Below are 26,207 nucleotides of genomic sequence, written 5' to 3'. Positions count from 1 at the left end.
TAATCCTTTGTAGTATAATGAGACGGATTGTAGAAAAATAAAATGTCTATCTAAAAAAGATAAATAAATTTATTGTGTTTTTATATCGTGTTGTATAGAAAGATATACATACGGTCTACAATTTAATTAAGGAGGAAGAGTGTTGATAGAGAATCAAGTGAAAAAGAAGCGTAGACGCATTTTTTTATTTTCGATTATTGCACTGCTTTTAGTTTGTGGTTCAGTCTATGCGTATATTTCATCCGCATTAGGACCAGTTGATAGCGGGAATAAAAAAGAGATGGAAGTAGAAATTCCAAAAGGATCATCTACTAGTAAAATTGGTGAGATTTTAGAAGAAAAAGGTGCTGTGAAAAACGGTACAGTTTTTAGTTTTTATACAAAGGCTAAATCTAAAAATTTACAAGCGGGTACATATTTATTAAATCCTTCAATGAATGCCTCAGATGTTATTGAACAAATGTCATCTGGTAATGTACATCGTCCAGCTCTTTATAAAGTGACGATAAAAGAAGGGGCACAAGTAACTGAAATTGCAGAAACGGTTGCAAACGAATTAAAGTGGAATAAAGATGATGTCGTACGTCAATTAAACGATAAAGCATTTATTCAAAAAATGCAGCAAAAGTATCCGAAGTTGTTAACGGATAAAATCTTTGATAGCAATATTAAATATCCATTAGAAGGTTATTTATATCCTGCGACGTACTCTTTCTATAAAAAAGATACGACGTTAGAAGAAATCGTAATCCCAATGCTTGAGAAAACGAATGCAATCATTGTTCAAAATGAGGCGAAAATGAAAGCGAAGAACTGGGATGTTCACCAGCTTTTAACATTGTCTTCACTTATTGAAGAAGAGGCAACAGGCTTTACAGATCGTCAAAAGATTTCTAGCGTCTTTTATAATCGTTTAGCGAAAGGTATGCCACTGCAAACTGATCCAACGGTATTATACGCACTTGGAAAGCATAAACAACGTGTATTATATGAAGATTTAAAGATAAACTCACCGTACAATACGTATGTTGTGAAAGGATTGCCGGTTGGTCCGATTGCGAACTCTGGTAAGCATTCAGTGGAGGCTGCATTAGAACCTGCGCAAACGGATTATTATTATTTCTTAGCTGCACCAACTGGTGAAGTGTACTATGCGAAAACATTGGAAGAGCATAATGCATTAAAGCAAAAATATATTACGAAAAAACAGTGAAATGGGGAGGGATAGCGAAAAAAGTCGCACATCCCTCTTTTTTGTGGTAAAATATATCGGGTTAAAAACTGGCAGAAGAATCGTTTTTAATATCAAAACGGGACGTACAAGCTAAGGGTGAAGCTGGCTTGTATTTTTATTGCATTCTATGTGTGAAAAGACGTCATAGAGGCACTTCTCCATGTAAATAAGGAGGACCATTATGGAGGATGCAGTTAACGAGTACCTATTATCATTTATTGATCCAAAAGATAAATTAATTCTTGAAATGGAAGACTATGCGAAAGAAAATCATGTGCCGATTATGGATCGACTTGGAATGGAATTTATGTTGCAATTTTTACGTTTAATTGGACCAAAAAGCATTTTAGAGCTTGGTACAGCAATTGGCTATTCTAGTATTCGTATGATGCAAGCTATTCCAAATTCTCGCATTGTGACAGTTGAGCGCAATCGCGAGCGATATGAAAAAGCACTTGAATATATAGAACGTTCACCAGTTAAAGAGCGTATTTCCGTTATTTACGGTGATGCGTTAGAAACAGGCGAACAAGTAGAAGAACATGGAACATTTGATGTTATTTTTATTGATGCAGCAAAAGGACAATATCGTCGCTTTTTTGACTTATATGAACCGTTATTAAATCCTGGTGGCGTAATTATTTCAGATAATGTTATGTACCATGGCCTTGTGACGACAAAAGAGAAAATCGAAAACAGACGTACACGTGGTTTAATCCGTCGTATTAAGACGTACAATGAATGGCTTATGAACCATGAAGGATATGATACAACGATTTTCCCAATTGGTGATGGAGTAGCTGTTAGTAAAAAGAGAGGGTGACCAAGGTATGAAGAAACCTGAATTGTTAGTAACGCCAAAAGCAGTGGCGGATATCGAACCTCTTGCGAAAGCAGGAGCAGATGCGGTAATGATTGGTGAGCAAAAGTTTGGTTTACGTTTAGCAGGGGAATTTTCACGTGAAGATGTGAAACAAGCTGTGAAGATTGCACATGAAAATGGTGTAAAAGTATACGTAGCAATGAACGCTATGTTCCACAACGATAAAGTAGAAGAATTAACAGATTATGTTGCATTTTTAAACGAAGTAAGTGTAGATGCAATTGTCTTCGGGGATCCAGCAGTATTAATGGCCGTTCGCGAAGTAGCGCCAAATATGCAGTTGCACTGGAATACAGAAACAACAGCAACAAACTGGTTCACTTGTAACTACTGGGGACAAAGAGGAGCAAAGCGCGCTGTATTAGCTCGTGAGCTTAGCTTAGATGAAATTGTTGAATTAAAAGAAAATGCTGAAGTGGAGCTTGAAGTACAAATTCACGGTATGACTTGCATGTTCCAATCAAAGCGTTCGCTAGTAGGAAACTACTTTGAGTATCAAGGGCGTAATCTTGACATTGAAAAGAAAAAATATGAAGAGAATATGTTCTTATATGACCCAGAGCGTAACAATAAATATCCAATTTATGAAGATGAAAATGGTACTCATATTATGAGTCCAAACGATATTTGTTTCATCGATGAATTAGAGGAACTAATTGATGGTGAAGTAGATAGCTTAAAAATTGATGGTGTACTAAAAAGCTCTGCATACATTATTGAGGTAACGAAGAAATATCGTAAAGCAATTGATTTATGTGTAGAAGATCGTGATGCGTATTATGACGTGAAAGACGATTTATATAAAGAGATAGAAGAAATGCAACCGGTAAATCGTCCGTTAGATACAGGATTCTTCTTTAAAGAGACGGTTTACTAAACGAGGAGGGTGTAGGAAATGACTGTACAAGAAATTTCACGAGTAATCGATGGCAAACGCGTTATTGTGAAGAAACCTGAACTGTTAATCCCTGCGGGTAACTTAGAAAAATTAAAAGTAGCTATCCATTATGGGGCAGATGCTGTATATTTAGGTGGACAAGAATTTGGTCTTCGTTCGAATGCAGGTAACTTTACACTGGAAGAAATGGCAGAAGGTGTGAAATTTGCGAAGAAATATGGAGCAAAAATATATGTAACAACAAATATCTTTGCACATAATGAAAATATGGACGGGCTAGAGGAATATTTAAAAGGGATTGAAAAAGCTGGCGTAACGGGAATTATCGTTGCTGATCCGCTTATTATTGAGACTTGTAAACGTGTAGCGCCTTCTGTTGAAGTACATTTAAGTACACAACAATCACTATCCAACTGGAAAGCAGCACAGTATTGGAAAGAAGAAGGTTTACATCGTCTTGTATTAGCTCGTGAAGCAAGCTATGAAGAAATGAAAGAAATTAAAGAAAAAGTGGATATTGAAATTGAAGCATTCGTCCATGGTGCAATGTGTATCGCATATTCAGGCAGATGTACGTTAAGTAACCATATGACGGCACGTGACTCTAACCGTGGTGGTTGTTGTCAATCTTGCCGCTGGGACTATGATTTAGTTCAAACAGTATCACAACATAAAGATGCAAAAGAGCTGCCTCTATTCCAAGAAGAAGATGCTCACTTTGCAATGAGTCCAAAAGACTTAAATTTAATTTTATCAATTCCGAAAATGATTGAAATTGGAATTGATAGTTTAAAGGTTGAAGGACGTATGAAATCAATCCATTACGTAGCGACTGTAGCGACTGTATACCGTAAAGTAATTGATGCATATTGTGCGGATCCGGATAACTTTGAGTTTAAACAAGAATGGTTAGATGAGCTGGATAAATGTGCAAATCGTGATACAGCTCCTGCATTCTTTGAAGGGGTTCCAGGACATCAAGAGCAAATGTTTGGAAATCATAGTAAGAAAACAACGTATGATTTCGCTGGTTTAGTGTTAGATTATAATGAAGAAACGGGCATCGTAACGATTGAGCAACGTAATCATTTCAAACCAGGACATGAAGTGGAGTTCTTTGGGCCAGAAATAGAAAACTTTACGCAGACGGTGGAGAAAATTTGGGATGAGGATGGAAACGAATTAGATGCAGCGAGACATCCGTTGCAAATCGTGAAATTCAAAGTGGATCAACCAGTGTATGTGAATAATATGATGCGCAAAAGCATACTTCAATAAGAAAGAGTTGATAGTCGAATGGGGACGAATAAGCCTGTTGTAATTGGAATTGCTGGTGGTTCGGGATCAGGTAAAACGAGTGTAACGAAAGCGATTTTTGACCATTTTAAAGGTCATTCTATTTTAATCTTAGAGCAAGATTATTATTACAAAGATCAAAGCCATTTACCAATGGAAGAGCGTTTAAAAACAAATTATGATCATCCGCTTGCGTTTGATAATGATCTGTTAATTGAACATTTGCAGCAGTTACTTGCATATGAGCAAATTGATAAGCCTGTATATGACTATACATTGCATACGCGTTCAGAAGAAGTTATTCCAGTTGAGCCGAAAGATGTAATCATTTTAGAAGGAATTCTTATTTTAGAAGACCCACGTCTTTGTGAGTTAATGGACATTAAGCTATTCGTTGATACAGATGCAGATCTTCGTATTTTACGCCGCATGCAGCGTGATATTAAAGAGCGCGGTCGTACGATGGATTCAGTTATTGATCAATACGTAAGTGTTGTACGTCCAATGCACAATCAATTTATTGAGCCTTCTAAGAAATTTGCGGATATTATTATCCCTGAAGGTGGACAAAACCATGTTGCAATTGATATTATGGTGACAAAAATTGCAACAATTCTTGAACAAAAAGTAAATTTGTAATAGCATAGTAAAAGATATACGATAGGAAGGGATTTTTTCCCGTCCTATCGAATACAATGAAACATGCAACCTCATCTATATATAGGTGAGGGCATATTTATATCAACTTTCCATACATATCTTCTTTATATAAAGAAGAATTGGGAATACGGGGTTGTATGTGACAACTCCGCTAGTACAGGCGTGCTAGAAACCTCCGCTATGCATATAAGTGGGGGAGTTTTCATATGGAACTCCTCTTTTTTTCGGGGGATTGGTATATAAAAGGAGTGGAAAATATGGCAACAGAAAAAACATACCCTATGACGCAAGAGGGTAAGCAAAAGCTAGAGAACGAACTTGAAGATTTAAAAACGGTAAAACGTAAAGAGGTTGTAGAGCGAATTAAGATTGCACGTAGCTTCGGAGATCTTTCTGAGAACTCTGAGTACGATGCAGCAAAAGATGAGCAAGCGTTCGTAGAAGGACGTATTACACAATTAGAAAACATGATTCGTAACGCAGTTATCATCACAGATAACGGTGAAGAATCTACAGTTGTTACATTAGGTAAAACAGTAACATTTAAAGAGTTACCAGGTGGAGATGAAGAATCTTACACAATCGTAGGTAGCGCAGAAGCAGATCCATTTGAAGGAAGAATTTCTAACGATTCTCCAATTGCAAAAAGCTTATTAGGTAAGCAAATTGGTGAGAAGGTAGCAATCCAAACTCCAGGTGGAGAAATGCAAGTAGAGATTATCTCTGTAAAATAAAAAGATTCTCCCGATGGGAGAATCTTTTTTATTTTATTTGTAGAACGAAAAAATTGTATAAACATTCGAATGGTTCGACAAAAAATGTCAAAAAATCACCTGAAGCTTTGATATCATAATTAGGAACTATAGGTTTTAAAGGGGAAAAGGGGCTAATTATGAAACATAAAATTTTTACAGGACTGGTTTGTAGTATATCTATATTAGCGCTTGCTGCGTGCGGAACGAATGAGGAAACTACATCATCAAAGGGCGAAAAAGTAAAGCAAGAAGAAAAAAAGGATACTAGAGCAACTGAGAGTTCAAAAAGCGTAGAAAATCCACGAGAAAAAAAGGAATTTGATGAATTTGATTTAGCATATCAATTAGCTATTGTCATGAAAATATTTCAAGATGTAACAATTAAGTACGATTATGCGATTGGGAATCCAGATTATTTATTGCGAGATTCGATGGATCAAAAAACAATAGATGACATGAAGAATATGTTGCAAGAACAGGCGAAGAATAATGATAAAATTTTAAAGGATGAAGTGAATCAAGCATATACATATTTAAAACAATCGAAAGTAAGTAATAAAGATGATATTCAAAAAATAATAGATGCACAAAATAATTACTTACAAATTGTAGATAAGATGATTGTTTGTATTGAGTCTGTAACAGTCGAGAATGCAAAAGAAAAAAGAAATGAAATGAATAATTTAAGTAAGGAATATTTAAAAGTAGCGGCTAACGTAACAACTACTGTAATCGAAGTTGCCAAAAATAATGGAGTGAATGAAACAGAATTTAGATCGCTTCTTCTGAAATTTCTAGAGAAGCCAAAGAAGCAATAATAGCATATATAATACCTATTTTAATTTAGGGCTTGTATAAATAAAATAGTACCTCGTCTAAACTACAATAGACGAGGTGTTTTTTTATGAAAATAAAGCGGAGAATTACAATTGTTTTAATTTGTTTTATATGTGTCATGTTTATATTACTTTGTCGTTTAATTCAAATACAAATTATAGGTACGGAATCATTTACTAGTCGCAAGATAAATTTAATCGAAAAAAGTGTTACACAACGGACGCAATCCATTACGGTAGATGATGGACGAGGCCATTTTATAGATCGGAACGGTAAGGAAATAGGTGAGAAAAAGTATCCTGTTTTAATTGTTTTTCCATTTCTACAAATAAAAAATGACATGTTAGAGAAAATTGCGCATATCATTGGTGTGTCGAGACAAGAGATTGAAAGTCAAATGAAAGATAAGAAAAGTGCATTTATCATGCGAAGAGGAAATGGACCATTTCGCTTGGCACGAGAGCAGATGGAGAAGGTCAATCAATTAAATGTATTAGGTATTGTAGCAGCTGAAGTTCGTTTACGGCAAACAGGCGTGATGAATCATTTAATTGGCGATGTGGGTGAGAATGAACGAGAATTTCAAAAACGATACGGAGAAGTAAGAAAAATTTCAAAGCAAACGCCAATTGGCATTTCAGGATTGCAGCAATCGTTTGATGAATTTCTTTTGACCGATGGAGAGGCAAAAGTATTGTATCAGGTTGACCGACAAGGAGAACCGATTTTTGGAAAACAAGCGAAATATACGTCGCCTGGAAATCCATTTTATCCAGTGACGATTCAAACTACTTTACATAAAGGGTTACAGCAAAAAGCAGAAGAAGTGGTTGAAGCAAGCGAAATAAAGAAGGGGGGATTAGTGTTACTTGATGTAAAGAAAAATGAAATTTTAGCGATGGTCAGTAAACCATCTGTACAGGTGAAAGATGAGCGTTTATATAAAACTACACTTGAAAATCAAATGTTAACACCACATTTTCCCGGTTCTGTTTTTAAAACAATAGTTGCAGCGGCAGTGATTGATCAAAATGAAAATATGTTTAATCGTACATTTAATTGTAATAAAGATTTATATGGTGAAGAACACCCACAAGTTATGATGGGTACACTTAGTTTTAAAGAGAGCTTTGCTAGAAGCTGTAACAGGACATTTTCAGAGTTAGGTAACGAGCTAATGCAAAAGGATAAGATGGTGTTAGAAACTTACGTAGCAGCTTTAGGAGGCGCTGGTAAGGTTGGATGGAAAGGTTCTGTATTTCATACAACTCATTTTGAGCAGATGCCAGAGGAGAAGAGTGTTACCATTTGGGAAAGTGAAGGAAATAAGAGTAGTAAAAAGGCGGTAGCGCAAACAGCAATTGGACAGAAAGATGTACGCATGTCACCTCTAGCGATTGCAAATATGATGGCGACGATTGCTAGAGATGGAGAAAAGATGGAAGTGAAAGCTGTTGAAAAGATAATGTATAAAAATGGAACGGACTTTTATACGTTTGAAGACCATACATTAGGTGGAAAACAGCTTTCGTATGAAACGGTGAAAACATTACAAGAGTTATTAAGGGGCGTTGTAACAACGGAGAAAGGAACAGGAGCCGCATTCAGGTCGTTACCACTAAGTGTCGCTGGAAAATCTGGGACAGCGCAAACAGGAAAAGGGACGAAAGTGAATCGTTGGTTTGCAGGTTATTTTCCATATGAAAATCCAAGATATGCTTTAGTTGTCGTGGATATAGAAACGAATAGCAATGTAAATAAAGTTACACCTATTTTCAAAGCTATCGTAGAATCAATCTATCGATTAGAGAATGAAAAGTAATCTTGCAATTCATAGTGAAATGTTTTCATTTCGTGAAAATATTATTGTAAATGTTCAACCTTTCTAGATTTAATGTTACAATAGCAAGTATGAAAAACTGCATGGAGGTTTGAAGAATGGCAGGAGGATCTAGATTCCAACAGAAACAACAAAAACGTCGTCAAAACGGTGTTTTAAATATTGCAATTGCAATTGTATTAATATTAGTAGCTATTGTATCATATCAATTGTTTGTTCCTGAAAGAAAAGAGCAAGCGTCTTCTAGTGATAAAAAAGTAGCTCAGCAAACAACGAAAGAGAATAAAGCTGAGAAAGCTAAAGGCAAAGAAGAGACGAAGAAGAACGAGCAAGATAAGACAGAGGCTAAGAAGCAGGAAGAAGAAGAGAAGCAAAAGGCTGAGGAAGAACAGAAAAAAGCTGAAGAAGAAGCGAAAGCTAACGAGAAAGCACCGGCTGAAAAAACACAGTCACAGGCAACAGATGCTTATACGAAATCTTCTTGGAAGCCAGTAGGTACAGAGCAAGGTGCAACACCTGCGATGACGTTTAAAAAAGGTACAGCAGATTGGAATGAGATGAATCAAGCGATTTCAGCTGCAATTGACGTTCCAGTAAATCAATTAGTTATCCATAGAATTGGAAATAACGGTAAGAATAAAGCTTACGGTAACGTACAAGATAAACAATCAGGTAAAAAATATTATGTGAATATTGATTGGGTAGAAAATGAGGGCTGGAAACCAGTACTTGTTCAAACTCTAAACTAAAAAAGAGAGGCTCCTTAGGAGCTTCTCTTTTTTAGTTAGTATAATTTCTTTAATTTAAAATGAACAACCGCGCTATAATATGGTCTTTTGCTTTCGGGATCCATAACCATTTGATGCGAGATGTGATGAACTTCAAGCATAAGTGCTTTATTATTATCGATTTGTTCACTAATTTTTCGTTCTAAAGAAGCTAAGTCTCCCGCTTCAAAAAATTCTACTTTATCTTCTAACATTTCAAAGGTAAATGACATGAAGACGGCCCCTCTCCTATGTAATCAACTATAGTGTAACAAAGAAAAGAAGGAAATACCACGTACATTTCAATTGACATTTTTCGAAAGAGGGAATATCATACTGATAAAACCGATAAGAAAAAGGGGAATTTTTATGGGTACAGAATTTAATGGTTTATTTGATGAGTGGGCTCATACGTACGACTCATTTGTACAAGGCGAAGATATACAATATAAAGAAGTTTTCGCCCGTTATGAGGACATTCTAGAGGATGTAGTTAACAAGTCATTTGGTAATGTTTTAGAATTTGGTGTTGGTACTGGTAATTTAACAAATAAATTATTATTTGCTGGCCGCACAGTTTACGGTATAGAGCCGTCACGTGAAATGCGCATGATTGCAAAAGAGAAATTGCCAAAAGAGTTTTCCATTACAGAAGGTGATTTTCTTTCGTTTGAAGTCCCAAATTCAATTGATACCATAGTAAGCACCTATGCATTTCATCATTTAACAGATGATGAAAAAAATGTAGCGATTGCGAAGTATAGTCAATTGCTAAACAAAGGTGGTAAAATAGTGTTTGCTGATACGATATTTGCAGATCAAGATGCATATGATAAAACTGTTGAAACAGCAAAACAAAGAGGTTTTCATCAGTTAGCAAACGATTTGCAAACGGAATACTATACACGTATTCCGGTCATGCAGTCTATTTTTGAAAACAATGGTTTCCATGTAACCTTTACGAGATTAAATCATTTCGTTTGGGTAATGGAGGCAACTAAGCAATAGAAAGAGGGATTAGATTGAGAATTGCTGTAATTGGAGCAATGGAAGAAGAAGTACGTATTTTACGTGACAAATTAGAACAAGCAGAAACAGAAACGGTTGCGGGTTGTGAATTTACAAAAGGGCAATTAGCAGGACATGAAGTAATCTTGTTAAAGTCTGGTATTGGTAAAGTAAATGCAGCGATGTCAACGACAATTTTATTAGAAAGATATAAGCCTGAAAAAGTAATTAATACTGGTTCAGCTGGTGGATTCCATCATTCTTTAAATGTTGGAGATGTAGTTATTTCAACAGAAGTTCGTCATCATGACGTAGATGTTACAGCATTTAACTATGAGTATGGTCAAGTACCAGGAATGCCGCCTGGATTCAAGGCTGATGAAGCATTAGTTGCATTAGCTGAGAAATGTATGCAGGCAGAAGAAAATATTCAAGTTGTAAAAGGTATGATTGCAACAGGTGATTCATTTATGAGTGATCCAAACCGCGTTGCAGCAATTCGTGATAAATTTGAAGACCTTTATGCAGTAGAAATGGAAGCAGCAGCTGTTGCACAAGTATGCCACCAATATGAAGTTCCGTTTGTTATTATTCGTGCACTTTCTGATATTGCTGGTAAAGAGTCTAATGTTTCATTTGATCAATTTTTAGATCAAGCAGCTCTTCATTCTACAAACTTTATCGTAAAAGTACTAGAAGAGTTAAAGTAATGTAACAAAAAGGCAACTGTCTCATATAAAGAAAATACATACAGTTGCCTTTTCTTTATTGGCAAATAAGGGGGAGAACACGATGAATGTATATCGTGGAGTTCATGAGTTAATTGGTCATACACCAATTGTAGAAATTACTCGTTTTTCACTTCCAGAAGGGGTCCGTTTATTTGCGAAGCTTGAATTTTATAACCCAGGTGGAAGCGTTAAGGATCGCTTAGGAAGAGAATTAATCGAAGATGCGCTAGAAAAAGGGCTTGTTACCCAGGGTGGAACAATTATTGAACCGACTGCTGGAAATACTGGTATTGGACTGGCACTTGCAGCGTTACAACATGATTTACGCGTTATTGTTTGTGTACCAGAGAAATTTAGTATTGAAAAACAAGAATTAATGAAAGCACTAGGCGCAACGGTCGTGCATACACCGACTGAGCAAGGAATGACCGGCGCAATTGCAAAAGCAAAAGAATTAGTAAATGAAATACCGAATTCATACTCTCCAAGTCAGTTTGCGAATGAAGCAAACCCGCGTGCTTATTTCAAAACACTAGGTCCTGAACTTTGGTCGGCACTTAACGGAGAGATTAACATATTTGTTGCAGGAGCAGGAACTGGTGGTACATTCATGGGGACTGCATCTTATTTGAAAGAAAAAAATGTAGATATAAAAACGGTTATTGTGGAACCAGAAGGATCCATTTTAAATGGTGGTAAAGCTGGTTCGCATGAAACAGAAGGGATCGGCCTTGAATTCATCCCGCCATTTTTGAAAACATCTTATTTTGATGAAATTCATACAATTTCTGATCGAAATGCATTTTTACGAGTAAAGGAATTAGCGCAAAAAGAAGGACTGCTTGTTGGGAGCTCTTCAGGAGCAGCATTTCATGCAAGTTTACTTGAAGCAGAGCAAGCGGCACCAGGTACAAATATTGTAACGATTTTTCCTGATAGTAGTGAGCGTTATTTAAGTAAAGACATATACAAAGGATGGGAATAAAAAATGAGAGCAAAGACAAAGTTAATTCATGGTATTCGCATAGGAGAACCTTCAACTGGATCTGTAAATGTACCGATTTATCAAACAAGTACGTACAAACAAGAAGCAGTTGGTAAGCATCAAGGATATGAATATTCACGTACAGGCAACCCAACACGTGCAGCTTTAGAAGAAATGATTGCAGTATTAGAAAACGGTCATGCTGGTTTTGCATTTGGTTCAGGAATGGCTGCTATTACAGCTACAATTATGTTGTTCTCAAAAGGTGACCACGTTATTTTAACAGATGATGTGTATGGTGGAACGTACCGCGTTATCACGAAAGTATTAAATCGCTTCGGTATTGAGCATACATTTGTAGATACAACCAACTTAGAGGAAGTTGTAGAAGCAATTCGTCCGAATACGAAAGCGATTTATGTGGAAACACCAACGAACCCATTACTGAAAATTACTGATATTAAGAAAATATCTACTCTTGCTAAAGAGAAAGATTTATTAACAATTATCGATAACACATTCATGACGCCATATTGGCAGTCGCCGATTACTTTAGGAGCAGACATTGTACTTCATAGTGCAACGAAATATTTAGGAGGTCATAGTGACGTAGTTGCAGGCCTAGTAGTTGTAAATAGCCCGCAATTAGCAGAAGACCTTCACTTTGTACAAAACTCAACAGGAGGCATTCTTGGCCCACAAGATAGCTTCTTACTACTTCGTGGTTTAAAAACATTAGGAATTCGAATGGAAGAGCATGAAACGAATTCACGCGCAATTGCCGAGTTTTTAAATAACCATCCAAAAGTAAATAAAGTATATTACCCAGGTCTTGAGTCACATCAAAACCATGAACTTGCAACAGAACAAGCAAATGGATTTGGTGCTATTATCTCATTTGATGTAGATAGCGAAGAAACATTAAATAAAGTACTTGAGAAATTACAATACTTTACACTTGCTGAAAGTTTAGGAGCAGTAGAAAGTTTAATTTCTATTCCATCTCAAATGACACATGCATCAATCCCAGCAGATCGTCGTAAAGAGCTAGGAATTACAGATACATTAATTCGAATTTCTGTCGGTATTGAAGATGGTGAAGATTTAATTGAAGATCTAGCACAAGCGTTAGCATAGTAAAAATGCACTGCTCATATAGGCAGTGCATTTTTATTACATCATTTTGTGAAATTTTTCACAAAATAGACATACACAAATGAAATTATTTCATGTATATTAAATTCATGAAATGTTAATCACGAACAAACTTGTGAAATGTTTCACAAACGATGAGGTTCATGTAGGAAAGCAACTCTATTTTTTTTGCGCTAATCGGGACTTGTTATGACCTATAGGGTCTTATTTAGTCCACGATAGCAGAATAGGAGGAATTTACATGGTAGTCAAAGAGAAAGTTGTAAATGAAATGCAGGAAGTAAAAGAGATGATTGATACGTTAGTGAATAACGGTCGAAAGGCTTTACAAGCATTAGAAAGTTTTACACAAGAGCAAATTGACAACATTGTTCATGAAATGGCATTAGCAGGTGTTGATCAACATATGCCACTTGCAAAGTTGGCTGTTGAAGAAACAGGTCGTGGTGTATATGAAGATAAATGTATTAAAAATATTTTTGCTACTGAATATATTTGGCATAGCATAAAGAAAGATAAAACAGTGGGGATTATTCACGAAGATCCTCATGAAGAAATAATAGAAATTGCGGAACCTGTCGGTGTAGTAGCTGGGGTAACGCCAGTAACGAACCCAACGTCGACAACGATGTTTAAAGCATTGATTGCGATAAAAACGAGAAATCCAATTATTTTCGCATTTCATCCTTCAGCACAAAACTGTTCCATTGCAGCGGCGAAAACAGTATATGATGCAGCGGTGAAGGCAGGGGCACCAAAACATTGTATTCAGTGGATTGAAAGACCTTCTGTCGAAGCAACGAAACAATTAATGAACCATGAAGGTGTTGCACTTGTTTTGGCAACTGGAGGAGCAGGTATGGTGAAATCAGCTTATTCTACTGGAAAACCAGCGCTAGGTGTAGGTCCTGGTAATGTACCATGCTATATAGAGAAATCAGCGCATATAAAACGAGCTGTTAATGATTTAATTTTATCAAAAACATTTGATAACGGTATGATTTGCGCATCAGAACAAGCAATCATTGTAGATAAGGAAATTTATGATGATGTGAAAAAAGAAATGATTGCAAACAATTGTTACTTTGTAACAGAAGAAGAGAGAAGAAAATTAGAAAAGCTTGTTATTAATGAAAATACATGTGCAGTAAATAGTGATATTGTAGGGAAATCAGCACAGTACATTGCCGCATTAGTTGGAATTACTGTGCCTGAAAATACAAAAATGCTTGTAGCTGAAATACAAGGTATCGGAGCAGCATATCCACTATCTCGTGAGAAACTGAGTCCAGTATTAGCTTGTGTAAAAGCAAATTCACTAGAAGAGGGACTTACATATTGCGAAGACATGTTAGACCTCGGTGGTTTAGGACATTCAGCAGTCATTCATTCTACAAATAAAGAAGTACAAAAACAATTTGGATTACGTATGAAAGCTTGCCGTCTTATTGTAAACGCCCCTTCCTCACAAGGTGGAATCGGTGACATATATAATGGATTTATTCCATCACTTACGCTTGGTTGCGGCTCGTATGGGAAAAACTCAGTTTCTCAAAACGTAACAGCGACGCATTTATTAAATATAAAAAGGTTGGCAAATAGAAAAAAGAATATGCAGTGGTTCAAATTACCACCAAAAATTTATTTTGAAAAACATGCGACCGCATATTTAGCAAATATGCCTAACATTTCACGTGCATTTATTGTAACGGATCCAGGAATGGTTGAGCACGGATATGTAGATACGGTTACGCATTATTTACGTAAACATGCAAATGATGTAAAAGTCGAAGTTTTCTTTGAGGTCGAGCCAGATCCATCAGATGAAACTGTGTTTAAAGGTGCGGAAATGATGAGAAGTTTTAAGCCAGATGTAATTATCGCACTTGGTGGTGGTTCAGCTATGGATGCAGCGAAAGGAATGTGGCTTTTCTATGAGCACCCAGAAACAACATTCTATGGAATTAAACAGAAGTTTTTAGATATAAGAAAACGTACATGTAAATATCCGGAATTAGGAAGTAAGGCGCAGTTTGTTGCCATTCCAACAACATCAGGAACAGGATCAGAAGTGACACCATTCGCGGTTATTACAGATAAGAAAAATAATATAAAGTATCCGCTCGCGGATTATGAATTAACACCAGATGTAGCAATTGTTGATCCACAGTTTGTAATGACAGTACCACCACATGTAACAGCAGACACTGGTATGGACGTATTAACGCATGCAATCGAGGCGTATGTGTCTGTTCTAGCAAATGACTATACAGATGGATTAGCATTAAAGGCCATTGATCTCGTATTTAAATATTTACCAAGAGCATTTAAAGATGGAAATGACGAAGAAGCACGAGAAAAAATGCATAATGCTTCTGCAATCGCAGGGATGGCATTTGCAAATGCTTTCCTAGGCATTAATCACAGCTTAGCACATAAAATTGGACCGGAATTTCACATTCCGCATGGGCGTGCGAATGCAATTCTTATGCCGCACGTAGTTCGCTATAATGCTATTAAGCCAAGAAAACACGCATTGTTCCCAAAATATGAGCACTTTGTAGCTGATGAACGCTATGCACATATCGCGAGAATGCTCGGGCTTCCAGCGGGCTCAACAGCAGAAGGTGTGGAATCACTCGTCCAAGCAATTATTGAGCTTGGAAAAAGCTTAAATATAAACATGAGTATTGCAGGACAAGGAGTTGCTAAAGACCAATTTGAAGAGGTTGTTGGATTATTAGCAGAAAGAGCTTTTGAAGATCAATGTACAACAGCTAATCCAAAATTACCTCTCATTTCAGAGCTGAAAGAAATTTATATGGAAGCATATAAAGGTGAGTAATGGTTATGTGAAAGGGTCGCAATAAAGCGGCTCTTTTTCTTTTGGAAAACATCTCCCAGAATGGCTGTATTTACTTGTCTTTAAGTTTAATAGAATATGATACAGTGAAATGGAGGAGTGAGAATATAATGAAAGAATTACAAGGGAAAATAGAAGATTATACTCGGTTCGGACAAATCCTTCTCGCTGTAAGTACATTGTTAATGGTTGGCTTATTGATTCCGAATGGAGCAAAAGAAACAATACAATCTTTTGTTATGATGGGGAGCACCATTATATTTTTAAGTTTATCATTCTTTTTCTTTCAGCGTGTGAAAGTGATGCGAGATCAGTTAGAGGGAAATGAATGTGAGTAATATTATGAAATAGAGCACTACGAAAAGAACGAATCTTTTTGTAGTGCTTTTTGTTTTTGTAAAAAATGTATGCGGTTTATATTGACAATGATAATCCTTATCAATTAAAGTAGAATAATAGTTAATGATTATCATTATCAGTTAGAGGTGGAAGAATGAAAAAATCTATTACGCTATTCACAGCAATTTTATCTATTTTTTTCTTGTTAATAGGTTGCAATGCAAAGGGAGACGAAAAAGCATCTGCAACAAAAACAGAAAAAGGAAAAGAGAAAATCGAAGTTACCGACCTGTCAGGAAGAAAGGTAACATTCGATAAAGTGCCAGAGAGTTTTGCAACATTAAGTATGGGGGACATGAATATTATTCATGCTTTAGGCGGAAAAATAGTAGGTCGTCCGGATGCAAAAATAACTCTTCCAGAGGATTTAAAGAAAGTACAAGTAATCGGGAATGCACATCAACCGAATTTTGAGCAAATCGCTAGTTTAAAACCGGATGTACTTATTGCTAACAATGGGTTTCAAAAGAATGTTCCAACGGTTGAAGGACAAGGAACGAAAGTAATGATTTCTTCTGCGAATTCTGTACAAGATATTCAAAAGAATATTGAACTATATGGAACGATTATGAAGAAAGAAGATAAAGCAAAAGAACTTAACCAAAAAATCAATGATCAAATGAAGACATATGAGAAAAAAAGCGATATGAAAGCATTGTTAGTGTATGGAGCACCAGGTACTTATTTAGCAGCATTACCAACATCTTTATCAGGTGATATTTTAGAAAAAACAGGCGGGAAAAATATTGCAGCTGATTTTCCGGAAATGAAGGAATATCCGCAATATGCGCAGCTAAGTGTAGAACGTATTATTGAGGCAAATCCAGATGTGATTTATTTAATTACACATGGAGATCCAAATAGCGTTAAAAAAGCATTTGAAGGCGAAATGATGAAAAATGAAGCGTGGAAAAATTTAGATGCAGTAAAACAAAATCGTGTAGTTATTTTGCCACCAGACTTATTTGGATCAAATCCTGGAACAAAAGTTACAGAAGCAATGGACTTTATGTATAAAAGTATACAAGATGTAAGGAAATGATACGTATGGAAAGTAGTGAAGTAGTAAGGGAAAAGGAACATCCTTTTGCGAAAAAAAGATGGATAATAGCAGTTACTTTAGTTGTATTAACGATTCTAGGTCTTTTTTACGGTCTTTTCGCAGGAAGCCTATCCTTTTCTTTACGAGAAATTCTAACAGGGATACAAGATGAAGGTTCGACGGTTCATCGAATTGTATGGGACCTTCGTATACCGAGAGTGCTCGTTGGATTTATAGTAGGAACATGTTTAGCAGCATCTGGTGCACTGCTGCAAGGGGTTATGAGAAATCCTCTTGCAGACCCTGGTATTATCGGGGTTTCATCTGGAGCAGGCCTTGTAGCAATTGTAATTATGATTTTATTCCCTCAGCATATGGCATTTTTACCGCTCGGAGCGTTTATAGGAGCTTTCATAACGGCGATGGTCATTTATGCTTTATCATGGCAAAAAGGGGCGCCGCCTTCAAGGATTGTCTTAGTAGGTGTATCAATCAATGCATTAATTGGTGCAGCGACGTCAGCGTTAATGTTATTACATAGTGACAAAGTACAATCGGTGTTACCTTGGTTAGCAGGTGGCATTGGTGGTGTAAGTTGGGCACATTTAAACATGATTATTTATTATGCAATATTCGCTATTATATTAGCCTTCTTTGGTATAAAGCATATTCGAGTATTAATGCTTGGAGATGAAATGGCGAAATTATTAGGTCATAACGTGGAGAGAAGCCGGTTTTATTTAATAGTAGTAAGTACACTATTAGCTGGAATTGCAGTTAGTGTTTCTGGTCTTATTGGATTTGTCGGTCTTGTTGTACCACATATGTTACGTTTATTAGTTGGAAATGACTATAAATATTTACTGCCATTATCATGCCTTGGCGGAGGGATATTACTTGTTTTCGCGGATGCGATAGCTCGAAGTTGGTTCGATCCAATTGAATTGCCTGTTGGTATTTTATTATCCTTCTTAGGCGGTCCGTTCTTCTTATATTTAATTCATAGAGGAGGAAGACAACGTGATTTCCGTTAATAAAGTGTTTTACGCACATTCTGAAAGATTTCAAATGCAAAATATGAATGTACATATTAAAGCTGGAGAGGTCGTTAGTTTAATTGGACCGAATGGATCAGGGAAATCTACTTTGCTTCGTTTAATGGCAAGACTACTTAAACAAAGCGAAGGGGATATCATTTTAGATGGAAAAAGTATTCATACGATGAAAAGTGCCGATGTAGCGAAGCAATTAGCGATGTTACCACAAATGCATGATCATCAATTAGATTTAACAGTGAAAGAATTAATCGAATTTGGAAGGGGACCTCATAAATCATGGAGAGGTGGCTTAAATAAAGACGATGAAGAAATTGTTGATTGGGCATTGTCTGTTACAAATCTTGAAGGGTATGAATATCGTCTTTTACAATCTTTATCAGGAGGAGAAAGACAACGTGCCTGGATTGCAATGACGCTAGCACAACGTACAAATGTCTTATTATTAGATGAGCCAACAACCTTTTTAGATATCGTTCATCAGTTGGAAGTAATGGAACTTGTGAAACGGTTAAACGAGGAGTTTGGCATGACAATTGTAATGGTTTTACATGATATTAACCAAGCGGCTCAATACAGTGATCGTTTACTCGTATTAAAGCGAGGGCAGCTTCAGTATGACGGTATACCAGAAGAAGTGTTATGTCATGAAATGTTTCAACGTGTGTTCGGCATAGAGGTAGATATTTTTCAAGGAAGTGACAAGCCATTTTTCACACCAAAACGAATTTCTAAAAAAGGAGGAGCAAGATGCGAACAGAAGAATGTATTACCACTGAGTTAGTAAGAGAATTTGTTATGGCAGCTCACGGAGATTTAGAAAAAGTACAAGAACTGTTGGCTGAATCGCCAAGCTTACTTCATGCCTCTTACAATTGGGGCGGATCAGATTGGGAAAGTGCGTTAGGAGCAGCGGCACATGTAGGTCGTAAAGATATTGCTCTCTATTTACTAGAAAAGGGTGCTCGAATGGACATTTTCGCGGCCGCGATGCTTGGAGAATTAGAAGTTGTACAAGCTATTTTAGTAGCACAACCAGAAGCATTGCGTGCATCGGGTCCACATGGTATTTCCCTTCTTCAACATGCACGAATGGGTGGAGAAAAAGCACAGCGTGTATTTGAGTACTTAACGGTGCTCTCTTAATGACCGCAAAGGTTCTTATGTGCGGTAAACTTTTCACTTTCATATAATTGAAAAGTTTACCGCCCGTTAGAACGGGATAAGTATCTAGTATATTTGAAAATCCTACACCCCCCTCAATTGTAGTTTTCTTTATGCTAGTTATGATATGGATGCAGTAGACAATATTTGTCTACTGTCTTTTTTAATTCTTTAGAGAATGAATATTCTGCATTTGTTTGTTAGTTCATTTATCCCACTATTTGTGGGCAGTAAGACTCCCCCCTCAAAATTCAGCTAGAGAAAAGAAGTTAGGCGGGAGGTCCACTGTCCGTAAATATTTGATTGGTGAAGGCTAATAATGAGTGAGGATGAACAAAACCGCCCCACTGATTAAAGTTTCACTTTATAATAGATAGTAACAATTCATATACATACAAAACATGATCGTGTAGTTAAGTACAAATTCGAGGGAAGGAGTGCAGAGATGTTTCATACAGATCGTTTACAAATTCGCAAATATACAATGGATGATTTGCAGTTCTATGCTTCGCTATGGGGAAATGAGAAGGTAATGCGCTATATTGGAAATGGGACGTTAAAAACATATATGCAATGTAAAAAAAGTTTGGAGGAGTGGGTGATTCCTAGCTATAAAAACGGTCTTGGTTTATTTGTATTGATTGAAAAGGAAACGGGAATACGAATTGGTCATGCAGGGTTAGTAAAGCAGCAGATAGATGGAAAAGAAGAAATTGAAATTGGTTATTGGTTATTACCTCAGTATTGGGGAAAAGGGTATGCGAAAGAAGCAGCGGCGGCATTTCGAGACTATGGTTTCCAAGCGTTACGAATGAATAAATTAATTTCTCTTATTAATCCGGATCATCCCGCTTCAATCTTTGTTGCTAGAAAAACAGGGCTTAGTTATGAGAAAACAACTTCATTTCATGGGATGGACGTTCTTGTTTATTCCATTAAACGCGTTGGATGAAAAAAGGTAAATTGCATCTTTTGAAGAATGGTATATAAAAATAAAGGGGAGATTACATGTATATTTATCATAATGGCCTTATTATTCGTGAGGGAACGAATGGTGTGCCAGCATATGCAATTAAAACTTTATTCGAAGATGCTGGTTGGAGTAATGATAATATCCCTTCTTGGCAAATTGAAAAATTCACGATAGCATTTGAAAATTCAACATGGGCATTCACAATTTGGGATGAAGAAGAGATGATTGCGATGGTTAGAGTCATTTCTGATGGAATCATGATCGCGAACATAGTAAATTTAGTTGTGAAATGTGAATATAGAGGGAAGGGATTAGGTAAGAAACTTGTCGCTCTTTGTTTGCAAAAGTTGCCACATGGAGACTGGTTTGCACATACATCTGCGAGTAATTTTGATTTTTATAGAAGTTGTGGTTTTGAGGTGAGAGAGTTATCGAGAAATGGAACATGTGCGTACTACGGGTATCAAGTAGCAAAAAAAGATGGGCACCGATAAAAGTAAGATAGTGTAGAAAAAGGATCGCTATTTTAATAATATAAACTGAACTGAGACTCATTTTATGATAAAATAAAAGAAAATTCTGTTTATTAAACGGGGGATAAAAATGAATGTAAAAGTTGGGGATGTATTTAAATACGAAAGAAGATTTACTGAGGAAGAGGTTTTTGAATTTGCAAATATTACAGGAGATAAAGGTAGGCATCATATGGAATATGATGAAAATGGACGTTTAATGGTTCATGGTTTATTAACTGCTAGTATTGGAACGAAAGTAGGAGAAGAATTACATTACATAGCAAGAGAATTAGTAAGTGAGTTTATTAGACCGGTTTTTACAGGAGATACGATCACTTGTGAATTAACTTTAACAAATATTGAACAGATGGAAGGATATAAAAAGGTTTCAATCGAGTCAGTTTATCGCAATCAACATGAAAAGACTGTACTAGTTGGGACAAGTTATGGAGTTATAAGGGGATAAAAAAGAAGCCTGATTTACAGGCTTCTTTTTTTATTTAATAAACACGTTTTCGATTTTCTGCATGACTAGAGATGAGTAATAATGCAGTTTCTTCTCCTATATTACGAACAATATGAGGAACACATGCATTCCAAGAGAAAGAATCACCTTCTTCTACAATTGCAATATCTTCTCCATGTTGAACTTCTAGTTTTCCGCGTAATACAAGGTGACATTCTTCCCCTTCATGGGCATTTGGTATATTCTCTTTCGGAAACCCAGCAGGAATTTCCACAAGATTTAGGCGAAGGCCACCTTGCTCTGCAACATGTTCAATTCTTTGTTCATCTTTTCCGTATACACTGTATTTACGCTCTACCTTTTTGACAACTTTCAGCCGATCTTTTTGTTCTAATAATAAATAGGGAAGGGGAACGTTTAAAAAATTGGAGATTGTTTCTAAAGTTGAGATAGATGGTGATGTTTTATTATTTTCAACCTGACTCATAAATCCTTTAGAAAGACCTGTTCCCTCACAAATTTGTGCAATTGTTATGCCTCTACGTTGACGAATTTCACGTATTGCAGAACCAATATTCATAAAATCAAGCTCCTTTTTGTAAACAACTATTTGTATCATAGCAAAAAAAATATATTTTTTCCCAGTGAAAATGAATTGACGAATAAAAAAAATTAGTGTATGTTTTGTATTGTGAATAAAAGTTTTGTATGAGAAAACTATAAAGGAGAGAATGAAATGAATCAACATATCGGTAACTTAATTATTCGTATCGTGTTAGGGGTAACATTCTTTATGCACGGTTTAACAAAATTCCAATCGGGGATTGACAATATTGCAGGGTGGTTTACAAGCATTGGTTTACCAGGAGGTCTTGCATACGGTGTAGCAACAGCGGAAGTAGTTGGTGGTATATTGTTAATTCTAGGTTTAGGTGTAAGATATATTGGATTATTATTTGCACTTGTAATGGTTGGAGCAATTGTAAAAGTAAAATGGTCAGCTGGTTTATTAGGAGATGGAAAAAATCCTGGCTTCGAATTAGAACTTGCATTGTTAGCAATGGGTGCGTACTTATTTGTTGCGAAAGCAGACGGTTTTGTAGATAATTTCTTAAAAGAGAGAATGTTAAAGAAGAACTAAATTAAATGGGGGGCTAACAAGATGAGTTTTCAACTTCATCCCGACACAACACTTGATGTTGTTCATTTATATGTATCAAATATAAAGAAATCACTAGAGTTTTATACAGAAGTACTAAGTATGAAAGTACTAAAAGAAGATGAAATGGTTGTTACATTTGGGAATGAAAATAACGAACCACTCCTTATCATTGAAGAAAAGAAAGAAGCTCTACCAAAGCAAAGAGGGAGAACGGGGTTATATCATTACGCAATCTTATTACCAAGCAGACAGGATTTAGCGAATATTCTTCGTCATCTTGTAGAAATGGTATATCCACTGCACGGCGGAGCCGACCATTACTTTAGTGAGGCCCTTTATTTAGCTGATCCAGATGGAAACGGGATTGAAATTTATCATGATCGCCAAAAAGAAGTTTGGCGTGATGAGAATGGAGAACTACCATTTGTTAGTAACCCGTTAGCTGGCGAAGAACTATTACAGCAAGGAAGTACATGGAATGGATTTCCGGCGGGTACTGTGATGGGACATATTCATCTCCATGTAGCTGATTTGGAAGAAGCGAAACGTTTCTATGTGGATGGTCTTGGTTTTGAAGTAACAATCCCAGCTCGTAATGGAGCGTTGTTCGTATCGGCAGGTGGCTATCATCACCATATCGGTTTAAATACGTGGCAAGGTGAAGAAATACCGCCGCAAATGCCAAATTCCGTCGGCTTGAAATATTTCACAATTGTACTAGCGGATGAAAAACAAAAAGAGCAAGTATGTGAAAGCTTAAAAAATATTGGCAAAGTCGCTACGTACAAAGATGGAATATTACAAGCCCAGGACCCATTTGGACATTGTATTCATTTCAAAATAAAAGGAGAAGCCTAAAAAAGGCTTCTCTTTTTTTTACTTTCTTATAATTGCTTTTTCGTTTTGTAAAAATAGTTCATCAAACTGCTTTGCAAGCTCAAAATCTAGTTTCGTTAAACCTTTTGCATTCCAAGATGACAAAGTAATAATGACTGCTTTATACTGGATAAGGATAAATGGATGGTGATTACGTTCTTCTGATAGTTTGGCGGCTTCAGAGACAAATTCGACTCCTTTTAAGTAGTCGGAAAACATATATTTTCGTTCAATCCATTTTTCATCTTTTACTATCCATTTATCCACCTTGAATAATTCCCCTTGAACTTCTTCTTCAGTTAATCGCAGCATCATTTTTCACATCCTTTACATGCAGTAGTGCAAGACCATTGTTAATAAGGCGTGTTACAGCTTCGTCAGTTGTGAAAGTAGAAAGTTGTTGTAATAATGCTGCTGATGTTTCGTGCCCTTTGTTATGTTCTAGAAGTAATTCTAATATTTCAAGGCGAAGTAGCCATTCTTTCGGATACAATTTATTTAATAACTCTTGAATCGCTACTAATTGTTCGACATGCGCGTCGTGTAAAATACCTTTATTTCGAATGTCACGAACTGTTTGATACATACGATCTAGCTCAGTTAATGTGAGAGGTGCTGGAGTTTCTTCTATTTCTTCATCAACTGGGAAAAACGATGCTGCATCTGCTGCTCCTGGGAATACAGAAGTGATCTCTGAACCAACAGCCATATCAAATGCGCCCCATGAAGCATCAAATAATACGCGGGCGTTATAAGTAACTGTGCAATCGATAAAGGAAATAAGAGCAATTTTCTTATCATTTTTTATAATATCTGTTACTGTTCCTTTTACATGAATACCACTTGCAAAAGTAAACTCAGCAATATTTCCAATCGTAATTCCTAATGATTGTAATTCTTCATCTGTACAATTTTCTAATGCAACATTTTCAGTGAGTAATCCAATTGGTGTTCCAAAGCCGTCACTGTGTACAGCAGTAGAATGATTCGCTAGTTGTTTATTGTGAATTGCTAATGCTGTTGGCGAACTTGTTCGCATGTAAATCAATTCACCTGCATCGTTTTCAATTGTCTCGGTGAATGTACCTGTAATTTGTAATCCACTATTTAGCTCAGCAGTTGCATGATTTTCAGAGCGAATTGCTTTTTCTAAGCCTTCTTTACCACCTGTTTTAAAGGCCATCGTTTCAGCGAATTTCTCAAGTGCTTCTGTTAATTCTTCAAATGATTCACAAACAAATAGTTGTGGTTGCATTTTTGTTACGTCATAAGTTGTTCTTGTACAAGCTTCAATGGAAAAAGGAACTTTTTCTACAGCGTCTGTTAAGCAATGTTTACTTTCACCAACAGAAGAAAGGAGCCCAGCACCGTAGATTTTTGGATCGTCTATATTTCCAATTAAGCCGTATTCTACTGTCCACCAGAAAAGACGTGAAATTTGTTCAGCTTCTGATAAACCAGAAACTAAGTTTTGTTTTTCAATTACATTATTTTCAGCAGCGGCAACTTCGTCAGGAGTAGAAGTAGGGCTTTCTTTTACGATTGTTAATGTACGAACAGCTTCAAAAGCATCATGTTCTTCTTTTGTAGAGAAAGCTTTCGCACCAATTTGTCCAAAGCGTTTCACATAATTCGCATATGTAGGATCCAGTAAAATAGGTGCGTGTCCTGCTGCTTCGTGTACGATATCTGGAGCTGGTGTGTACTCGATATTTTCTACTTTGCGAATATCTGTTGCGATTGGTAGTAAGCCGTGTCCTTGGAAATCAAAGAATGCTACACCGGGAATAAGTCCATCAATTGTTACTGCTCCCCAGCCGCTTGGTGCTAAACAGTCATTCATTTCTTCTACCTTTGGAATTGCATCTATATTAATACCAGATGATTGTAATCCGTTCACATAGGCTGGATGAGCAACGTCTTTTAAGAAACTATGATTTTGTCTCATAATGTAACGCCACACAGCGTGATTCACCGGCGTGTATTGATCATAATGCTGTGTGGATACGAATGGTTTTAAATGCGATGGAATTTCTGTTTTCTTTGTCATTTAGACATCCTCCTTGTTTTCTATAAAATTGAATATTGGTTGGGTATAGCTGGAACCACCACCTTTCAAAAATGTAAGCGTTTATAAAATTTTATCATAAGATTCGGAATTATTTAACATTTGTTTCTGTGAGAAATAGAAAAAGCCCCTATCGGAAAATCCGATAGGGGCGAAAGAATCGCGGTACCACCCTATTTGTAAGTGAAAACATACTTACATCTCAATTCATGATAACGGAAAAACTCCGTCTTTTCCTTCATGCGTACAAGCACTACGAAAAAGAAGCTCCAGAATTGTAATTCATACTTATATATGTGCTAATTTCCACCGACCATTAGCTCTCTGTAACAGGGATATAAGATATTACTGCGATTCTTTCAACGCGTATATATGAAATTGTGCAAAAGGGAAGGACGCAAAAAAGCCCCTATCGGAAAATCCGATAGGGACGATAAAAATCGCGGTACCACCCTAATTGTAAACAGAAAAATTGTTTACCACTCATTTTAAGATAACGGAAAGATCCGTCTTTCTCTTCATGCATTATGTGCACTACGGGAAAGAAGCTCCAGAATTGTAATTCACGCTTGTAT

At 36.4% G+C, this 26,207-nt stretch carries 28 protein-coding genes and 2 other annotated features (1 of these 30 only partly in view); of the genes, 24 read left to right on the top strand and 4 right to left on the bottom strand.

Annotated elements, in window-relative coordinates; translation table 11 throughout:
- Positions 1-142 precede the first annotated feature (142 nt).
- The 9 genes from mltG (at position 143) to JDS82_RS12395 (ending at position 9,152) form a co-directional block, all read left to right on the top strand.
- Positions 143-1,213, top strand: a complete 1,071-nt coding sequence (gene mltG, locus JDS82_RS12435; protein ID WP_000572145.1) for an endolytic transglycosylase MltG — start codon at positions 143-145, stop codon at positions 1,211-1,213.
- A 202-nt stretch (positions 1,214-1,415) separates the two neighbouring features.
- Positions 1,416-2,057: an O-methyltransferase gene (locus JDS82_RS12430; protein ID WP_000389094.1), complete on the top strand. Its 642-nt coding sequence runs from the start codon at positions 1,416-1,418 to the stop codon at positions 2,055-2,057.
- A gap of 7 nt (positions 2,058-2,064) precedes the next feature.
- Entirely contained in the window at positions 2,065-2,994 is a 930-nt protein-coding gene (locus tag JDS82_RS12425) for a peptidase U32 family protein (RefSeq protein WP_000742784.1), read from the top strand.
- 18 nt (positions 2,995-3,012) lie between these two features.
- Positions 3,013-4,293, top strand: coding sequence for a peptidase U32 family protein (locus JDS82_RS12420; RefSeq protein ID WP_000217975.1), 1,281 nt, complete (start codon positions 3,013-3,015; stop codon positions 4,291-4,293).
- A gap of 18 nt (positions 4,294-4,311) precedes the next feature.
- Positions 4,312-4,950 (top strand): uridine kinase, encoded by a 639-nt coding sequence (gene udk, locus JDS82_RS12415; protein WP_000537082.1) that lies wholly within the window; start codon positions 4,312-4,314, stop codon positions 4,948-4,950.
- Between the two features lie 278 nt (positions 4,951-5,228).
- Positions 5,229-5,705 (top strand): transcription elongation factor GreA, encoded by a 477-nt coding sequence (gene greA, locus JDS82_RS12410; protein ID WP_000179964.1) that lies wholly within the window; start codon positions 5,229-5,231, stop codon positions 5,703-5,705.
- 158 nt (positions 5,706-5,863) lie between these two features.
- Complete coding sequence (locus JDS82_RS12405) at positions 5,864-6,544, top strand: hypothetical protein (protein WP_048565734.1); 681 nt, start codon at positions 5,864-5,866, stop codon at positions 6,542-6,544.
- Between the two features lie 86 nt (positions 6,545-6,630).
- Complete coding sequence (locus tag JDS82_RS12400; RefSeq protein WP_199713402.1) at positions 6,631-8,385, top strand: peptidoglycan D,D-transpeptidase FtsI family protein; 1,755 nt, start codon at positions 6,631-6,633, stop codon at positions 8,383-8,385.
- Between the two features lie 116 nt (positions 8,386-8,501).
- Positions 8,502-9,152 (top strand): YrrS family protein, encoded by a 651-nt coding sequence (locus tag JDS82_RS12395; protein WP_000897090.1) that lies wholly within the window; start codon positions 8,502-8,504, stop codon positions 9,150-9,152.
- A 35-nt stretch (positions 9,153-9,187) separates the two neighbouring features.
- Here the strand turns inward: JDS82_RS12395 and JDS82_RS12390 are convergent, their stop codons facing one another.
- The gene (locus JDS82_RS12390) at positions 9,188-9,403 is read right to left on the bottom strand and encodes a YrzA family protein (protein WP_000010985.1); all 216 of its coding nucleotides are present in this window, start codon (positions 9,401-9,403) and stop codon (positions 9,188-9,190) included.
- 136 nt (positions 9,404-9,539) lie between these two features.
- On the opposite strand from JDS82_RS12390, the gene JDS82_RS12385 reads away from it, so the two are divergent.
- From JDS82_RS12385 to JDS82_RS12325, 13 genes are all read left to right on the top strand, one after another.
- The gene (locus JDS82_RS12385) at positions 9,540-10,178 is read left to right on the top strand and encodes a class I SAM-dependent DNA methyltransferase (RefSeq protein WP_016086190.1); all 639 of its coding nucleotides are present in this window, start codon (positions 9,540-9,542) and stop codon (positions 10,176-10,178) included.
- Between the two features lie 14 nt (positions 10,179-10,192).
- Positions 10,193-10,888, top strand: a complete 696-nt coding sequence (mtnN, locus tag JDS82_RS12380) for a 5'-methylthioadenosine/S-adenosylhomocysteine nucleosidase (RefSeq protein WP_001217038.1) — start codon at positions 10,193-10,195, stop codon at positions 10,886-10,888.
- A gap of 82 nt (positions 10,889-10,970) precedes the next feature.
- Positions 10,971-11,894, top strand: coding sequence for an O-acetylserine dependent cystathionine beta-synthase (locus JDS82_RS12375; protein ID WP_048562250.1), 924 nt, complete (start codon positions 10,971-10,973; stop codon positions 11,892-11,894).
- A 3-nt stretch (positions 11,895-11,897) separates the two neighbouring features.
- Positions 11,898-13,031, top strand: a complete 1,134-nt coding sequence (locus tag JDS82_RS12370) for a bifunctional cystathionine gamma-lyase/homocysteine desulfhydrase (protein ID WP_001201925.1) — start codon at positions 11,898-11,900, stop codon at positions 13,029-13,031.
- A 259-nt stretch (positions 13,032-13,290) separates the two neighbouring features.
- On the top strand, positions 13,291-15,894 hold the full coding sequence (adhE, locus tag JDS82_RS12365) for a bifunctional acetaldehyde-CoA/alcohol dehydrogenase (RefSeq protein ID WP_097814980.1): 2,604 nt from the start codon (positions 13,291-13,293) through the stop codon (positions 15,892-15,894).
- 128 nt (positions 15,895-16,022) lie between these two features.
- The gene (locus JDS82_RS12360) at positions 16,023-16,250 is read left to right on the top strand and encodes a YrhC family protein (protein ID WP_000661459.1); all 228 of its coding nucleotides are present in this window, start codon (positions 16,023-16,025) and stop codon (positions 16,248-16,250) included.
- 155 nt (positions 16,251-16,405) lie between these two features.
- A complete protein-coding gene (locus tag JDS82_RS12355) occupies positions 16,406-17,353 on the top strand; it encodes an ABC transporter substrate-binding protein (protein ID WP_088059722.1) in 948 nt (315 codons plus the stop codon).
- 5 nt (positions 17,354-17,358) lie between these two features.
- Complete coding sequence (locus tag JDS82_RS12350) at positions 17,359-18,387, top strand: FecCD family ABC transporter permease (RefSeq protein WP_048562428.1); 1,029 nt, start codon at positions 17,359-17,361, stop codon at positions 18,385-18,387.
- Positions 18,374-19,192: an ABC transporter ATP-binding protein gene (locus tag JDS82_RS12345; RefSeq protein WP_048562253.1), complete on the top strand. Its 819-nt coding sequence runs from the start codon at positions 18,374-18,376 to the stop codon at positions 19,190-19,192. The genes JDS82_RS12350 and JDS82_RS12345 overlap by 14 nt, the downstream gene beginning before the upstream one ends.
- Positions 19,159-19,554 carry an ankyrin repeat domain-containing protein gene (locus JDS82_RS12340; protein WP_001258431.1) on the top strand — a complete coding sequence of 132 codons (396 nt, stop codon included), beginning with the start codon at positions 19,159-19,161 and terminating at the stop codon, positions 19,552-19,554. The genes JDS82_RS12345 and JDS82_RS12340 overlap by 34 nt, the downstream gene beginning before the upstream one ends.
- 391 nt (positions 19,555-19,945) lie before the next feature.
- Positions 19,946-20,524 carry a GNAT family N-acetyltransferase gene (locus JDS82_RS12335; protein ID WP_239661468.1) on the top strand — a complete coding sequence of 193 codons (579 nt, stop codon included), beginning with the start codon at positions 19,946-19,948 and terminating at the stop codon, positions 20,522-20,524.
- A 56-nt stretch (positions 20,525-20,580) separates the two neighbouring features.
- A complete protein-coding gene (locus JDS82_RS12330) occupies positions 20,581-21,039 on the top strand; it encodes a GNAT family N-acetyltransferase (protein ID WP_000276112.1) in 459 nt (152 codons plus the stop codon).
- A gap of 109 nt (positions 21,040-21,148) precedes the next feature.
- Positions 21,149-21,526 carry a hotdog family protein gene (locus JDS82_RS12325; protein ID WP_001101452.1) on the top strand — a complete coding sequence of 126 codons (378 nt, stop codon included), beginning with the start codon at positions 21,149-21,151 and terminating at the stop codon, positions 21,524-21,526.
- Positions 21,527-21,560: 34 nt separating this feature from the next.
- On the opposite strand, the gene JDS82_RS12320 is transcribed toward JDS82_RS12325, so the two are convergent.
- Positions 21,561-22,106, bottom strand: a complete 546-nt coding sequence (locus JDS82_RS12320; protein WP_001020697.1) for a helix-turn-helix domain-containing protein — start codon at positions 22,104-22,106, stop codon at positions 21,561-21,563.
- Positions 22,107-22,262: 156 nt separating this feature from the next.
- On the opposite strand from JDS82_RS12320, the gene JDS82_RS12315 reads away from it, so the two are divergent.
- A complete protein-coding gene (locus JDS82_RS12315) occupies positions 22,263-22,667 on the top strand; it encodes a DoxX family protein (protein ID WP_001071551.1) in 405 nt (134 codons plus the stop codon).
- Between the two features lie 21 nt (positions 22,668-22,688).
- Entirely contained in the window at positions 22,689-23,546 is an 858-nt protein-coding gene (locus tag JDS82_RS12310) for a VOC family protein (RefSeq protein ID WP_000009827.1), read from the top strand.
- Between the two features lie 18 nt (positions 23,547-23,564).
- Here the strand turns inward: JDS82_RS12310 and JDS82_RS12305 are convergent, their stop codons facing one another.
- Together JDS82_RS12305 and JDS82_RS12300 are read right to left on the bottom strand one after the other, a co-directional pair.
- Positions 23,565-23,879: a 4a-hydroxytetrahydrobiopterin dehydratase gene (locus tag JDS82_RS12305; RefSeq protein ID WP_000979547.1), complete on the bottom strand. Its 315-nt coding sequence runs from the start codon at positions 23,877-23,879 to the stop codon at positions 23,565-23,567.
- A complete protein-coding gene (locus JDS82_RS12300; RefSeq protein ID WP_199713401.1) occupies positions 23,860-25,614 on the bottom strand; it encodes an aromatic amino acid hydroxylase in 1,755 nt (584 codons plus the stop codon). Before JDS82_RS12300 ends, JDS82_RS12305 begins: the two co-directional genes overlap by 20 nt.
- Positions 25,615-25,776: 162 nt before the next feature.
- Positions 25,777-26,004: a binding site (T-box leader), on the bottom strand.
- 51 nt (positions 26,005-26,055) lie between these two features.
- Positions 26,056-26,207, bottom strand: a binding site (T-box leader) (it continues 78 nt past the right edge of the window).

The organism is Bacillus cereus group sp. N14 (assembly GCF_016483555.1).
Classification (GTDB): Bacteria; Bacillota; Bacilli; order Bacillales; family Bacillaceae_G; genus Bacillus_A; species Bacillus_A wiedmannii.
This window is presented reverse-complemented; position numbering and strand designations above follow the sequence as displayed.